Raw genomic sequence first — 14,396 nt, 5'->3', positions numbered from 1 at the left:
GGCTGGAAGTCATAGACCACACCCTGGATTGCCGAGTACCGCGTTGAAGCATAGGCCCAGACATAGGCCTTATGTGTCTGTTTCTTCCCCGGGGCCAGCATCGCCACCGGGGTTTCATCGGCGTGCAGTACGGCTTCTTTGAGCAGCGTCTCCCGTAAGGCATCAATCAGGGGCTGAAGCTCTACACCACAACGACCTACCCAATCCGCCAGTGTAGAGCGCGGGATCGAGACACCGGCCCGCGCAAACTGCTGCTCCTGCCGATGCAGTGGCAGGTGGTCGGCATATTTACTGATCAATACCTGGGCCAGCAAGTTGGTGGTGGGGATGCCCTTGTCGATGATGTGGGGCGCCACCGGCGCCTGCACCAGGCTATCGCAGTCCCGGCAACACCACTTGCCCCGGATATGACGCTCGACACTGAAGGTACCGGGTTGGTAATCCAGCTTCTCGCTGATGTCCTCGCCAATGCGGGTCAGGGCGCAGCCGCAGGGGCAAGTCGTATTCTCAGGATCGTGATGGATCTCTGTGCGGGGTAAGTCCTTGGGTAATGGCTGACGCTTGGCCCGTTGGCGCACGCGTTGCTCAGCGGCCTTTGGCGAGAGGGCTTCCAGCTCCGCTTCAATGGCAGCGATGTCTTCATCCACCAGCGCATCCAGCAGCGCGAGTTGGTGTTTATCCATCCCTTCACTGCGTTTGCCAAAGCGGTGCCGGCGCAGCAGGGCCAGCTCGTGGGTGAGTTTGTCGTTGTGGGTTTCCAGCTTCTGGATAGACGCATCGCGCTGTGCAACCGTACCGCGCAACTGCAGCACCATCTCCCGAAGCTGGTCAGGAGTGAGGTTCTGAAGGTCGGCAGGTTGAAGTTGAGTCATACACCGACTTTGCCAGAGTTTGGCGTCGCCTGCGATGACGATTCTGTAAATGGACTGAAGCGAGTAACTATGCTGCGCTGGCGCAGCATAGCAGACGAGATTTACAGCACCGAGATGGTGGCAGCACCACCAGCGCGTTGCCAGGGCAGGCCGGTGGCCAAGGCCTGGAACTGTTCCTCATCCAGAGTAACAGCGCTACCTTCGCGCAGGCTGCTCCAGATAAACTTGCCGCGATGCAGGCGCCGGGCGGCCAGCCAAAGACCAAAGCCATCGTGCACCAACACCTTCATCCGGTTAGCGCGCTTGTTGGCAAACAGGTAGGCGCAGTGAGGACGGGCTTCACCAAAACTTTGAACCACACGCGCCAAGGCAGTGTCCGGACCGGCGCGCATATCCAGGGGCTCTCGGGCTAACCAAATCTCATCAATGCGGATCACAATGAGCGCAGCCAGTCGGTCAGCGCGCTTAATTGCTCCATAGGCCAGTGAATGACAACCGGGCCATGGGCGCAGGTCAGTTCCAGCTTGAGTGTTTGTGGCGACGTTGAGACTGTCGGCATTGGTAGCGCGACTTTAACAAAATCGCCGTTCTCAGGAGCGCGCGCCGTCTCTGTAGGCCGACGCCATTTGTGGATCAGATTGGCATTGATATTGAACCGTTGCGCCACTGCCGCGATGGAGGCGTCTGGCTCAGCACAAGCGGCCAGTACCTGTTTCTTAAATTCCAAAGAGTGTCGGCGACGTTGCCGCTTAACAGGTGGTGGGAGTAATCCTTGAGTAACCATTTTAGGTGTCCACTTAAAAATAGGTGGACACCATCATGTTGATCCCACGACGGCAGTGAAAGGTGAGTTCACCGGACGCTTACAATACTCAGACGCAAATGCGTGCATTTATCGAACAGGCTTCACTGGATGATTCCCGTGCCCTGGGCGTATCACTCGGCACCTCAACTCCCGTGCTCACACTACCGGTGTTGCGCTACTGCCTTAAGCAACAACCGGCGCTCTCAGTATTGTGGAAGTACCGCAAGCACCCTATTCCCGCACGCCGCTGGGGTATAAGTATGGCCCGCTCGCTACCGTTACCGCCCTCACTATCCAGAAAATCACTGCAAAATGTGGGCGAGGAATTGAAAAACATCGAGGCTATGCTGCAATCAGGACAGGAGTATTTGTTTGGCGAATTCAGCCAAGCCGATATTATGATGGCGGCACACTTCCACCGACTGGAAGAAGTTGCACTCGGCGCAATTCTTGAAGAAGAAAAGCTCCCAAATATCGCCGCCGCTTGAAGAGTCGCCCCGCCTACGAAAAAGCGATTACCGAGTGGCACGACCCAATCTGGCGGGAAGCGCTGGACGCGGTATTTAAAGGCCAGCCTTCACCAGATTTGGAAAAAATCCGAACAATAGCCACCGACTGAACAGCAAACGGCTCTTGGTCTTGCTTATATGGCGCGCTAAGTAAGGTTCTGCAAGTAGGATTCAGCAAAATGCCGAGCCAATACAGAGAAGAGTGCTTGCTTAGGCAAACTCTTCTGTATCGATCTCCTGCTGGGTCGCCGCCGGGTAACGCGGCCCCTGAACCGTATTCGGGTTAATCAGTTCGTTGAGTTTGCCCAGAGTTTCTTCAGACAAGACCAACTCCAGCGCGCCCACGTTTTCTTCAAGATGAGCCAGTGAGGTGGTGCCGGGAATAGGCAGCACATGCTCACCACGGGTCAGCAACCAGGCCAGACAAAGCTGTGCCATGCTGCAATTATTCTCGGCCGCCAGAGTGGCAAACTTCGCCATCCATTCCTGGTTGGCGCTTAAGTATGGCTCTTGAAAACGCGGCATACCCCGACGAATATCGCCCTCTACAAGCTGCTCGGGGCGGTCGATACCGCCACAGAGAAAACCGCGACCAATCGGTGAAAAGGCCACAAAGGTCGCGCCGATTTCACGGCACAAATCCAGCACTGCAATTTCCGCATTGCGTGTCCACAGCGAATACTCGGTCTGCACGGCAGTAATAGGATGTACAGCATGGGCCTTGCGCAGGGTATCCGCCGAAACTTCCGACAAACCCAGTGCGCCGACTTTGCCCTCCTCCACCATTTTCGACAGCGCACCCATGCTTTCTTCAATGGGTACGCTTTTGTCCCAGCGGTGCAGGTAGTAGAGATCGATATGGTCTGTCTGCAAGCGTTGCAGGGCTTCGTCAATGGTTTTCACTAGGGTTTCCGGCCGACCGTCGATCACCCGCTTGCCATCAACCCCGGTCATACCGCATTTGCTGGCCAGATGGATTTCACCGCGCAGCGACTTAAGCGCCTTGCCCACCAGGGTTTCGTTACTGCCAAAACCGTAGAGTGCCGCGGTGTCGAAATGCCGCACGCCCAGTTCAAAGGCGCGATGCAATAGCGTAATGGCATCGGCTTCACTCGGCGGGTGGCCGTAAGCGTGACTGAGATTCATACAGCCCAAGCCGATGGCCGGAACCTGATGACTGCCGATATTACGCTGTTGCATTGCCCTTCCCTTTCTTTCTCTTTGGTGTTTGTTTAGCCAGCCAGTTGTTGCTCGAGGTCGTGCAACACTTTATAGCAAGGCAGTACTTTGCCAACGCTGGAGTTAGGCTCGCGGCCTTCAGCAATCGCGGCGAAGAATTCCCGATCCTGCAGCTCAATACCGTTCATGGACACATCGACTTTCGACACATCAATTGCTTCTTCCTTGCCGTTCACCAGATCGTCGTAACGGGCGATATAGGTGCCGTTATCACAGATGTATCGGAAGAAGGTTCCCAGCGGGCCATCGTTATTGAACGACAGCGACAGCGTACAGATTTTGCCGCTGGCGGTTTGCATCTGGATAGACATATCCATGGCAATGCCCAGCTCGGGGTGAATCGGCCCCTGTACCGCATTGGCTTTCACAATCGGATCGCCAGCCTGGTAGGCAAACAGATCGACAGTGTGAGCCGCATGGTGCCACAGCAGGTGATCCGTCCAGCTACGCGCCTCACCCTTGGCGTTAATGTTCTGGCGACGGAAGAAATAGGTTTGCACATCCATTTGCTGAATATTCAGCTCGCCATTCTTAATACGGTTGTGCACCCACTGGTGAGAGGGGTTAAAGCGGCGGGTGTGACCCACCATGCAAACCAGGCCAGTTTCCTGCTGGGTTTTCATTACCGCCTCAGCATCGGCCCAGCTGTCAGCCAGGGGAATTTCTACCTGTACGTGCTTGCCCGCCTTCATGCACTGAATCGATTCAGAGGCGTGTTGCTGAGTCGGGGTACACAGAATCACTGCCTCGGCTTCGGTCTCTGCCAGCGCCTGAGCCAGATCAGTCGAGACGTGCTTGATGCCGTAGTTATCGGCGACTGCCTGGGTTTTTTCTAGGGTGCGGCCAACCAGCGACACCACTTCTACACCATCAATAATTTTAATGCCGTCCAGGTGCTTGATACCAAAAGCGCCGGGGCCAGAAACCAGAACCTTCATTGCGTTCTCCTTATATCGTTAATTCATTTGGCGTCGTTGATGTTGCAACATCACTCAGGGATTTTCCAAAATCATATGGCCTACTGCGGTATTCGAGGCAGGCACATGGTAGAAGCGGTGCTTCTGCACGACCTTGCTCTGCATGGCGCCACGAGCAACCAGCCACATTACCAGCTCGATACCTTCTGAGCCGGCCTGACGAACGTAGTCAATGTGGGGAATATCCACCAGCGCCTGAGGATCATCCGCCAGACGATCAAGAAAGGCGTTATCAAACTCCTTGTTAATCAGCCCCGCACGCGGCCCCTGCAGCTGGTGGCTCATGCCACCAGTGCCCCAGATCTGCACGTTCAGGTCTTCGTCGAAGGACTCGACTGCCCGCTTCAGCGCCTCGCCAAAGGCAAAACAGCGCTTGCCTGATGGTGGCGGATATAGCACTACATTGACCGCCACAGGAATCACCAGACAAGGCCATTCTTCCGGCTGACCAAACATCAGTGACAGCGGCACGGTCAGGCCGTGGTCAACGTCCAGAGAATTGACCACCGTCAGGTCAAACTCGTCCTGAATCACGGATTGAGCAATGTGTGCCGCCAGACGCGAATGGCCTTTGACCACCGGCACCGGGCGCGGCCCCCAACCTTCATCGGCGGGCTGGAATTCCTCACCGGTGGCAATGGCGAAGGTGGGGACAAAATTGGAGTCGAAGGCGCTGGCGTGGTCGTTGTATACCAGCAGCACCACATCAGGTTTGTTCTCGCGGATCCATTCCTTGGAGTAGTCGTAACCGGCAAAGAGTGGTTTCCAGTAGTCCTCACCAGACTTGCCGTTATCGAGTGCCGCGCCGATGGCCGGCACGTGCGACGAGTATACACTCGCGGTAATTTTTGCCATTGTGGTACCTCATTGCGCCCCAACCGGAGCGTATTAAGTGTAGAGCGTTACTTGTACATATTGCCTTCTGGAGAACGACCCCCATCCAGCATCATCTGCGCGTATTCAGGCTGACTCATGCCGGTCATAGTCGCCGCTGCGTGCTGGAAGCTCAGTCCATCCGACGAAAAAATCTTGGCCAGAAAATAAATATTGCCGCCCAGTGACATCATGCGGTTGTAGTCCCGCGCAAGTACCGCCAGCTTTTGGTCTTCGGTCATCGGCCACTCATCTAGGTAAGCGCGCTGATCCGCCTTGAAGCGCTCGCGGTTTTCCGCCTTCATCAGCGACATACAGAACTGATTGAGGTGGAAACCCTGGCGTGCCATATCGGCGTCAAAAATCGTGGTACCGGGAATATCCTGATAGGGTTTGTCTAGTGCCATAAATAGCCTCCTGTTATTCCAGCCGCTTAATCCGACCAGTAGAGCCGCATCGGGTTAGCCACCAGCAGTTTTTGCTGCAACTCGGCGGTGGGTGCAATGCGGGGAATCATATCAACCAGATGGCCGTCGTCGGGCATATGGCTTTTCATATTCGGATGCGGCCAGTCTGTGCCCCACAATACGCGGTCGGGAAACAGCTCTACAATGCGGCGGCCAAAGGGCACAAAGTCGTCATAGGTCGGTGCGCCACTCAGCGACAAACGCTCGGGGCAGGTCACCTTCGACCAGAAATTCTCGTTCTCACGCAGCAGCTTGACGAACAACTCAAACTCGGGCCCGTCAACCGGCTTGCTGACATCGGGGCGACCCATGTGGTCCACCACCACAGTGGTGGGCAGCGCCGTAAAAAAGTCATACAGCTCGGGCAGTTCCTGCGCCTCGAAATAAATCACGATGTGCCAGCCCAGCGGCTTGATACGCTCGGCAATACTGCTCAGGCTGTCAAAGGGCAGCGCATCCACCAGACGCTTCACAAAGTTAAAGCGCACACCGCGCACGCCGGCGGCGTGCAGCGCTGCTAGTTCCTTGTCGGTGACACTGGCCTTGACCGTGGCCACGCCGCGAGCCAAACCATTGGAGTGGTTCAAGGCATCAACCAGCGCGCGGTTATCTGCGCCGTGGCAGGTTGCCTGAACAATGACATTACGGGAAAAGCCGAGATAATCCCGCAACGCCCACAACTGATCTTTGGAGGCGTCACAGGGGGTGTACTTGCGCTCCGGCGCAAAGGGGAATAAATCCCCGGGGCCAAACACATGGCAGTGGGCATCTACCGCGCCAGCAGGTGGCACGTAGCTCGGTTTGCTGGGCGACTGGTGCCAGTGCAGCCAGTCGGCGTCGGGGGTGAACTGGCTCATTCTCCTCGCTCCTTCAATGAGGCATCCAGTCGTGGATACACCCGGCGGGCATTGCCTTCAAAGACCTTGTAGCGGTCTTCGTCGGAAAGCGGCAACGCATCCAGATAACGTTTGGTGTCGTCGAAATACTGTCCGGTTTGCGGGTCGATACCGCGCACCGCACCGACCATTTCCGAGCCAAACAGAATATTGTCGATGTCGATCACCTTGAACAGCAGGTCGATACCGGGCTGGTGGTAAACACAGGTATCGAAGAACACATTCTTCATCACGTGCTCGTCCAACGGCGGCTGCTTGAGCATGTCGGCCAGACCACGGTAGCGACCCCAGTGGTAGGGCACCGCGCCGCCGCCGTGGGGAATAATAAAGCGCAGCTCAGGGAAATCCTTGAACAGATCGCCCTGCAGAAACTGCATAAACGCGGTGGTGTCGGCGTTGATGTAGTGGGCACCGGTAGCGTGGAAGTTGTGGTTGCAGGAACCGGACACGTGCACCATCGCCGGCACATCCAGCTCAACCATTTTTTCATAGAACGGGTACCAGCTTTTATCGGTCAGCGGCGCGGAAGTCCAGTGACCACCGGAAGGGTCGGGGTTCAGGTTACAGCCGACAAAACCCAGCTCGTTGACGCAGCGCTCCAGCTCGGCAATGGAGTTGGCAATCGGCACACCGGGCGACTGAGGCAACTGGCACACGCCAATAAAGGTTTCGGGGTAGAGATCGACTACTCGCTTAATCAGATCGTTACAGGCGCTGGTCCATTGCTTGGACACCGCCTCGTCGCCAACATGGTGAGCCATGGTGGAGGCGCGTGGCGAGAAGATGGTCATGTCGGCGCCACGCTCTTTCAGCAGGCGCATCTGGTTCTGCTCGATGCTCTCACGAATCTGGTCATCGCTGATTTGCGGCACTTCAGGCAGCGCTTCGCCTTTTTTAAAGGCTTCCAGCTGTGCCTCACGGAACAATTGATGGGGTTCTGGAGCAGTAGTGTAGTGCCCGTGGCAATCGATAATTTTCATAATTCTAGGCTTCTCCATTCATAGTACTAATTTGGGCGTTGATCGCGTCCAGCAAAGGGTTCAATTCTGTTTCACTCAGCTGGGCTTTGAATTTTGCCGCCCAGTCCTGGCGCTCGGCACAGGCCGCGCTCATCCACGGTGACAAACCCGCTTCGTTGACGGTCTTGGCCACTTCACGCATTTCTGCCGCGCGCCGCTCTCCGTGCAGTAGTGAGCGGGTAATCAGGTAGTGGGCATGTTCCGGCCAGTCGGGGCGGGGGAACAGGTTATTCAGCGAGGCCAGCACCACCTCATCAACACCGTAGTGCCGCGCGGCCAGTAAGGACTCGGTTACCAGTGCCTCCATGCCTTTAATAATCACACTGCGACACATTTTTGTAGCCGCCGCGATGCCCAGCTCCGCCGAAGTGGCACGCATGTCGCTAAAGCCCAGCTGCTCTCCAATAGCTTCGAAGGCCGCCGCGTGGGGGCCACCCAACAAGATCGGCGCGTCGGTGCGCTTGGGGTGAATCGGCGACATCACCGAGGCCTCGACAAAGCGTCCGCCTGCGGCCGTCACCATTTCTGACAGTTGCTTTTTGGCTGCCGGCGAGATGGAGTTAAGGTCGACAAACCAAGCCTCGGCAGCTAGTCCCGCCAACACCGACTCCGCGGCGGGCACCGCCTGCTCGGCGGTCACCATCGACAGCACCAGCTGGCAGTCTTTGGCAGCACTTGCCGCATCCGCAGCCCGACTCACCCGGTCAGAGGATGCCAACGACGCCCAGTGCGCTTCTGCCGCACTGCCGGTCGTGCCAAACTGCGCGTCCCACAGTTGCAAGTCCAGTTCGGTTTTCGCCAGCAGGTCCTCGGCCACGGCCAGGCCCACTTCGCCTAAACCAATCAGCGCGATGCGCTTCACTTTAGCCAGCTCAAGGTCAGCCATGCTCGCTCTCCAACTCGGCGGGCACCATCACCTCACCGCGCATCAGCAGCCGCGCCGTGCGCAACAGGGCCGCGCGCTTAACGGTAAAGCTATCGAGGCTATCGCTACCGGCCACTTCCATCTCTACAGTGAAAAACCCGGTCGGGTGCTCCACCTCCAGCTGACATACGCCATCGGCCGCAGGCACCGCTGCCACGGACTGCGCGACCGAACCCGGCAACATGCAGCCGGAGGCCACACTGACCGAACCCAGCACACCAATGGCTTCGTGAACCCGGTGAGGGATAAACGTGCGGGTATTGATCGAACCGCCGGCCAGCGGCGCAGAGATCAGACTCATCTTGGGCACGGTTTTGCTGGTCACGTCACCCAGATTCATCAGTTTGCCCGCCGCCAGACGGATGGATTCGATGCGCGCTTTCAACTCGGCATTGGCTTCCAGCTCCGCCGGAGACTCCAACCCGCTCAGGCCAAAGTCTGCCGCCCGCAGTAAGACCACCGGCATGCCGTTATCGATGCAGCTCACTTCTACGCCATCAATCACATCGAGGGTGTTGCCTGTAGGCAACAAGGCACCACAACTGGAGCCGGCAATATCGAGAAAATCGATCGGGATCGGCGCCGCCGTGCCCGGCACCCCATCGATACGAGCCTGCCCAACATAATTCACGCTACCGCCGGGGGTTTCCACCCGAGCCGTCGCGCGGGCGCCGGTATTAACCATATGGATTCTGACATCAGTATGGCCGTCCTCAGCGGCAACCAAACCATTCTCAATGGCAAAGGGCCCAACACCGGCCAGAATGTTGCCGCAATTCTGAGCGTCACTAACCTCGGCTTTATCCACCACTACCTGCAAGAACAGGTAATCCACATCCACACTGGGCAGCGACGATGGCGAGATCACCGCTACCTTACTGGTGAGCGGGTGCGCCCCACCCATACCATCAATCTGGCGGGCATCCGGAGAGCCCATTGCCGCCAGCAACAAGCGGTTACGGGCTTCAGCCTCAGTGGGCAGATCACTAGCCAGAAAGTACAGCCCCTTGGAAGTGCCGCCACGCATAACCTGACAGGGAATCGCCTTCTGCATGATTAGGCTTCGTCCAGCGACTTCACGTAACGCAGGCCCTTTTCCGCCAGACGTTCGCGCATATTGTAGATATCCAGTCCCAGCTCACCAGCGGCCAAGCGCTCACGCTTGACATCTTCATTGGCTATACGCTGCTGCGCCTTGGCATGTACGGCCTCCACCTCTTCGCGGCGCACAACCACAACCCCATCGTCATCCGCAACAATTAAGTCACCAGGGTTAACCAGCGCACCGGCACAAACCACAGGAACATTGACATTGCCAACGGTTTCCTTGACCGCGCCCTGAGCAAAAATGGCTTTGGACCAGACAGGGAAATCCATTTCAGTCAGTGTGGCCACATCGCGCACACCGGCATCAATTATCAAGCCAACTACACCTCTGGCCATCAGCGAGGTAGCCAGCAGGTCGCCAAAATAGCCATCTTCACAAGGGCTGGTCGGCGCCACTACCAGAACATCGCCCGGCTGGCACTGCTCTACTGCCACATGCAGCATCCAGTTATCACCCGGCGCCACCTCACAGGTTACGGCATTGCCGACAATATTTGCGGGGCGGTAAATAGGGCGCATATACGAAGCCATCAAGCCCTTGCGGCCCTGCGCTTCGTGAACCGTGGCCACTTCAGCACCCTGATACTGTTCCAGCACCGCTGCCGAAACACGTGTAATATCGGTTACACAAACTGGCATTGCAGCTTCTCCTGACTTAACGATATCAATCGTCATTATGGAGCAAGCCACCGCTTCAGGGATGTTCGAAAGCCACGCCGGGGTATAAGATTTTTCTATATCTTATTTTAATCCCGCACCCTAACCCCGCCCTCAAGACGAGTCTTTGGCATCCACCGCTGCCGCACTCCCCGAACTAAAGCGGGCAATAGTCGCGGCCGGGTGCAAGGTCCGAAGACCAATAAGCCCCCCTATCACACCCACCGCCGCGATTTGCAGCAGCGCGAAACGCCAGCCGTGGGTTGCGCCCAGCTCAATGGAAGCACCGGCAAGGCCGGGGGAGACCAGTGCAGAGAGCGTTACCAAAGCAAAAGTAATCGTCATCAGGCGATAGCGTTCTGCACCAGGTACAACCTCGGTAATCATCGCCGAGCTCAAGGCAAAAATAGAGCCCGCCAACGACGTAGCAAGCGTGACAAGAACAAGCCGCGCAGCGCCGTTGGTAACCAACGCCATTGCGATGAAACAAGCTGCACTGCCAAGCAGGCAGGCCACCATCACATAGCTACGTCCGACCCGCGAGCTGTACCCTGCATTAAGTAACCGTTGCGACAGTGCGGCAACGGCTACCACAATGATACTCTGGGCAAGAAAGATAAAAGAGAGAGCCCAGCCGCTGGACATTGCCGAGAGCCCCCCCTGATCCCGAACATAGGGCGCCAGCCACGCCATCATGAAACCGATCACCCAATAGGCACATAACCCAACTAGGGCGTTGCCGATAATGGTAGGGTCAAGCACTAGGCGGCGAAACTCCCCCGGCGCCTCGTGCACCTTTTGATCTGGCACCGGTTCAGCCGCATAGGGTCCATTTCTCCGAACCAGAAGAAAACCGAACATAACGACCAGCCCCAACACAGCACATGTCAGAAAGGCGCTGCGCCAGCCGTAATAAATAATGATATAAGTAAGCGCGGGCGCCGCTACCATGGTGCCGATTGGCCCGCCCACCATCAGCAGGGAACTGGGCACTGACCGGCGATTGTCCGGAAACCATTCATGGCAAATATTCATACTGGTCGCGGTACCCGCCCCCCCGGCGGCGCCAAGCACCACTCGACAGGCAACGAGGACAGTAAACGAGGCCGCAAGAACTATCGGCAACTGAGAGAGCGACCAGAGCAGAAGCATCACAATCAAAATCGAACGCGGGCTAAAGCGCGGCGCAGCCAGCAAGCCGACAGCGATCCCCCCCACAGAATAGAGTGTGTAGAGGCTACCAGCGACAAAACCATACTGCGCGGTGGTGAGCGACAGCTCCTCCATAATCGGCTCGGCGGCGAGACCGACCACAGCCTGGTCGATATTGCTGACCGCCTGTGCGCCAGCCGCCAACCCAACCACCCCCCACGCTTGTATACCGGAAGCTGGCTGAACATCAGCAGCATTATTGTTGTTATTCGGGTTCATCAAGGACTTTCCTCCAGCGCGACTCTGCACAACTTTGTCTTGGAGCAGCTTATTCACGTTTGCAGACATGCAATATTATAAAAAAACAGATCATACTACCTATTTTTGACTAGGTAGTTTCATGTATTTTCCATTTTCAGTTAAAACAGACCTAAAAGGACTAGAAGAAATACAGCAGAGGTAATCCTCTGTATTTCCGAGGACATCTCAGCAAGACTATATGTTGAGACAACCCGTTAGAAACTGAACTCCATGGATAAACTATAGCGTCGCACCTGCTCCGGTGTCGCCGCAATCACAGAACCTTGGGAAATAGTGGGATCGAAATTAGGAAACTCCCCGCTATCAACGTAATAGTCCTCATCGAGCAGGTTTTCCACTAAGAATACGAACTCCCATGATTTCCACCTTGCGCCCAGACTGAAGTCTACAACGGTATAGGAAGGGTTTTCCCATAACGAAAAGTCATCACCCGGCTCGTCGATAAACTGCGCGTTGGTACTTACTTCAGCTTTGTATTGTAACTGCAGCCTACCGAAAACTCGCATGTCGGCATTGAGCTGATTACTGTAATCGAGCGAGGCAGTGCCACTCCACTCCGGAGTCTGCGGCGGTCTCTCCCCCGACAGGTCAGTATTGTTCACCGGCGAGACCAGGCCATCATCCCACGACGCGTCTAGATACCCAACGCCGCCAGAGACCGACCAAGCTCTACTAAACTGCCACTGCAATTCGCCTTCAACCCCCCACTGCGTTGAATCACCGGCGTTTATAATTCCTTCAACGACGCCTTGCTCATTGGGATCGGCGACGGTGAGTTCGAATTGCCTGTCGTCATAATCGATATAAAAGCCGGCAAGGGTGAATTGCATGCTGTCATTCAGGAGTTGTGCCTTGTAGCCTATTTCATAGCTGGTGGCTTCCTCCGGGCCAAACCCGAATAGCGATCCGGAACCGGTGAAATTGGTAAGGTTAAAACCACCTGGCTCAAGACCCTGGGCAACAACACCGTAGATAAGCGAACTGTCTTCATCGAAGTACCACGATAACGATCCGCGAAACAACAGGTCTGTTTCCGACTGCTCCCCCGACAGCCCGGTATCCAGGTTGGTTCTTGAGCTTTCCCAGCGGTTGACCCGCGCACCACCGGCCACCTCAATGGCATCGAACCGGTATGTCAGGTTGACAAAGGCCGCCTGCTGCTCACTCCCCTGATCGTAATTGCGAAAAGGGCTAGCGGTATCGGGGGGCATGATAAGGTTCGACAGTTCATCCCGCTCATGCTCCATATAATACACGCCAGCCAACCACTGAAACGGTGAATCGTCGGTAGAGGTTAGCCTAACTTCTTGGGTTATGGTTTCGTAATTGTGCAGACTCTCACTGCCGAGAATGAACGCGGGAGACAGGTCGAGATCAACAGTACGCGCGGAATCCGCGTCAAAATAGGACGACAAGGAGGTCACCGTGAACGCGTCCAGGTCGTAGGTTAATTCCAGTGTGCCAAACAGGCTGTCCTTTTTATGGCGGGGGTTCCTTGTCGCGTCCAGCGTCAATGGGTAATCAAAATCTGGATCCAATTCCCTGACCCAGAAGTTGTTTGGTGCATCGAGATGGCTGTAACGCAGATTTGCATACAAAGACAGGCGGTCTGTCACATTGCCAGCGATGGCAATACGCCCACCCATATCGCTTCGCTTGCCAGCATCAGGATCGGTATTGGTACCGGGGGTACCCGGATTAGTCAGGAAAGAATCGTCAGCCAAGGTATAACCGAAGATACGAGCAGCCCAACTGCCGGCAATTGGGGCATTGAGGGAGCCTGTAAATAAAACTGTGTAAACCGCCTATCATTGAACCCTTACAGGGTAAGGATAGGCAAGATGAACAAGAAAGAACTTGAAGCCTTCGCACGGGAGGCTGCCAAAACCCTCAAGACCGAGAAAGACCTGAACGAGTTCAGCCAGATGCTGACCAAGATCACGGTCGAGGCGGCGCTGAATGCCGAACTCGACGAGCATCTGGGCTACGACAGGCACCAGCCCTCCGATAACACCAACAGTCGCAATGGCTACACCAGCAAGACTTTGAAAACCGAGGACGGACAGTTTGAGCTGAACACACCTCGTGACCGCGAGGGCAGCTTCGAGCCGCAACTCGTGAAGAAGGGCCAAACCCGCTTCACCTCGATGGATGACAAGATCCTGAGCCTCTACGCGAAGGGCATGACCACCCGGGAAATCGTCGCGACATTCAAGGAAATGTACGACGCCGACATCTCGCCCACCCTGATTTCCAAAGTAACAGAGGCCGTGATCGGTCAAGTTGTGGAGTGGCAGTCTCGTCCCCTGGATCCGGTCTACCCCATTGTCTACCTGGACTGCATCGTGGTGAAAATCCGCCAAGACAAGCAGGTTATCAACAAGGCGATTTATCTGGCCCTGGGCGTCAATCTCGAAGGCCACAAAGAACTGCTCGGGATGTGGCTCTCTGAAAACGAAGGCGCCAAGTTCTGGCTGGGCGTCCTGACAGAGCTCCAAAATCGCGGCGTGAAGGACATTCTCATTGCCTGCGTCGATGGGCTCAAGGGCTTCCCTGACGCGATCAGCGCGGCATTCC

Annotated in this window: 16 protein-coding genes; 2 read left to right on the top strand and 14 right to left on the bottom strand. The window is 56.2% G+C overall.

From position 1 onward, the window contains the following. The 3 genes from tnpC to AC222A_RS17045 all read right to left on the bottom strand — a co-directional run. The coding region (gene tnpC, locus AC222A_RS17055) for an IS66 family transposase (protein ID WP_486775315.1) at window positions 1-872 on the bottom strand (872 nt) is incomplete at its 3' end. A gap of 101 nt (window positions 873-973) precedes the next feature. After that, the gene (gene tnpB / locus AC222A_RS17050; protein ID WP_486775314.1) at window positions 974-1,309 is read right to left on the bottom strand and encodes an IS66 family insertion sequence element accessory protein TnpB; all 336 of its coding nucleotides are present in this window, start codon (window positions 1,307-1,309) and stop codon (window positions 974-976) included. Beyond that, window positions 1,306-1,656 carry a transposase gene (locus AC222A_RS17045; RefSeq protein ID WP_486775313.1) on the bottom strand — a complete coding sequence of 117 codons (351 nt, stop codon included), beginning with the start codon at window positions 1,654-1,656 and terminating at the stop codon, window positions 1,306-1,308. The genes tnpB and AC222A_RS17045 overlap by 4 nt, the downstream gene beginning before the upstream one ends. A 62-nt stretch (window positions 1,657-1,718) precedes the next feature. Between AC222A_RS17045 and AC222A_RS17040 the strand changes: the two genes are divergently transcribed. Further along, window positions 1,719-2,165 carry a glutathione S-transferase family protein gene (locus AC222A_RS17040; RefSeq protein ID WP_486775312.1) on the top strand — a complete coding sequence of 149 codons (447 nt, stop codon included), beginning with the start codon at window positions 1,719-1,721 and terminating at the stop codon, window positions 2,163-2,165. Between the two features lie 231 nt (window positions 2,166-2,396). Here AC222A_RS17040 and AC222A_RS17035 read toward each other — a convergent pair whose 3' ends face one another. From AC222A_RS17035 to AC222A_RS16985, 11 genes are all read right to left on the bottom strand, one after another. Then, window positions 2,397-3,386, bottom strand: coding sequence for an aldo/keto reductase (locus AC222A_RS17035; RefSeq protein ID WP_008250904.1), 990 nt, complete (start codon window positions 3,384-3,386; stop codon window positions 2,397-2,399). A gap of 32 nt (window positions 3,387-3,418) precedes the next feature. Next, on the bottom strand, window positions 3,419-4,363 hold the full coding sequence (locus AC222A_RS17030) for a Gfo/Idh/MocA family oxidoreductase (protein ID WP_008250903.1): 945 nt from the start codon (window positions 4,361-4,363) through the stop codon (window positions 3,419-3,421). Between the two features lie 54 nt (window positions 4,364-4,417). Further along, a complete protein-coding gene (locus AC222A_RS17025; RefSeq protein ID WP_008250902.1) occupies window positions 4,418-5,257 on the bottom strand; it encodes a class III extradiol dioxygenase subunit beta in 840 nt (279 codons plus the stop codon). Window positions 5,258-5,304: 47 nt separating this feature from the next. Beyond that, a complete protein-coding gene (gene ligA, locus AC222A_RS17020) occupies window positions 5,305-5,682 on the bottom strand; it encodes a protocatechuate 4,5-dioxygenase subunit alpha (protein ID WP_008250901.1) in 378 nt (125 codons plus the stop codon). Window positions 5,683-5,708: 26 nt separating this feature from the next. Then, window positions 5,709-6,599 carry an amidohydrolase family protein gene (locus tag AC222A_RS17015; protein ID WP_008250900.1) on the bottom strand — a complete coding sequence of 297 codons (891 nt, stop codon included), beginning with the start codon at window positions 6,597-6,599 and terminating at the stop codon, window positions 5,709-5,711. Continuing rightward, on the bottom strand, window positions 6,596-7,618 hold the full coding sequence (locus AC222A_RS17010) for an amidohydrolase family protein (protein WP_008250899.1): 1,023 nt from the start codon (window positions 7,616-7,618) through the stop codon (window positions 6,596-6,598). Before AC222A_RS17010 ends, AC222A_RS17015 begins: the two co-directional genes overlap by 4 nt. A gap of 4 nt (window positions 7,619-7,622) precedes the next feature. Continuing rightward, window positions 7,623-8,543 carry an NAD(P)-dependent oxidoreductase gene (locus AC222A_RS17005; protein WP_008250897.1) on the bottom strand — a complete coding sequence of 307 codons (921 nt, stop codon included), beginning with the start codon at window positions 8,541-8,543 and terminating at the stop codon, window positions 7,623-7,625. After that, a complete protein-coding gene (locus AC222A_RS17000; protein ID WP_372747153.1) occupies window positions 8,536-9,636 on the bottom strand; it encodes a 4-oxalomesaconate tautomerase in 1,101 nt (366 codons plus the stop codon). The genes AC222A_RS17005 and AC222A_RS17000 overlap by 8 nt, the downstream gene beginning before the upstream one ends. Before the next feature lie 2 nt (window positions 9,637-9,638). Then, on the bottom strand, window positions 9,639-10,328 hold the full coding sequence (locus AC222A_RS16995; protein ID WP_273009886.1) for a 4-carboxy-4-hydroxy-2-oxoadipate aldolase/oxaloacetate decarboxylase: 690 nt from the start codon (window positions 10,326-10,328) through the stop codon (window positions 9,639-9,641). A gap of 132 nt (window positions 10,329-10,460) precedes the next feature. Further along, the gene (locus tag AC222A_RS16990; protein ID WP_273009888.1) at window positions 10,461-11,777 is read right to left on the bottom strand and encodes an MFS transporter; all 1,317 of its coding nucleotides are present in this window, start codon (window positions 11,775-11,777) and stop codon (window positions 10,461-10,463) included. A gap of 236 nt (window positions 11,778-12,013) precedes the next feature. Next, window positions 12,014-13,543: a TonB-dependent receptor gene (locus AC222A_RS16985; RefSeq protein WP_372747154.1), complete on the bottom strand. Its 1,530-nt coding sequence runs from the start codon at window positions 13,541-13,543 to the stop codon at window positions 12,014-12,016. A 117-nt stretch (window positions 13,544-13,660) separates the two neighbouring features. On the opposite strand from AC222A_RS16985, the gene AC222A_RS16980 reads away from it, so the two are divergent. Continuing rightward, window positions 13,661-14,396: IS256 family transposase (locus AC222A_RS16980; RefSeq protein ID WP_486775311.1), on the top strand; the 736-nt coding region annotated here is incomplete at its 3' end.

The sequence above is a fragment of the Litorivivens sp. genome, assembly GCF_057445395.1.
Note: the sequence above shows the minus strand (reverse complement) of the source record. Positions and strands in the feature narration are given on the sequence as shown.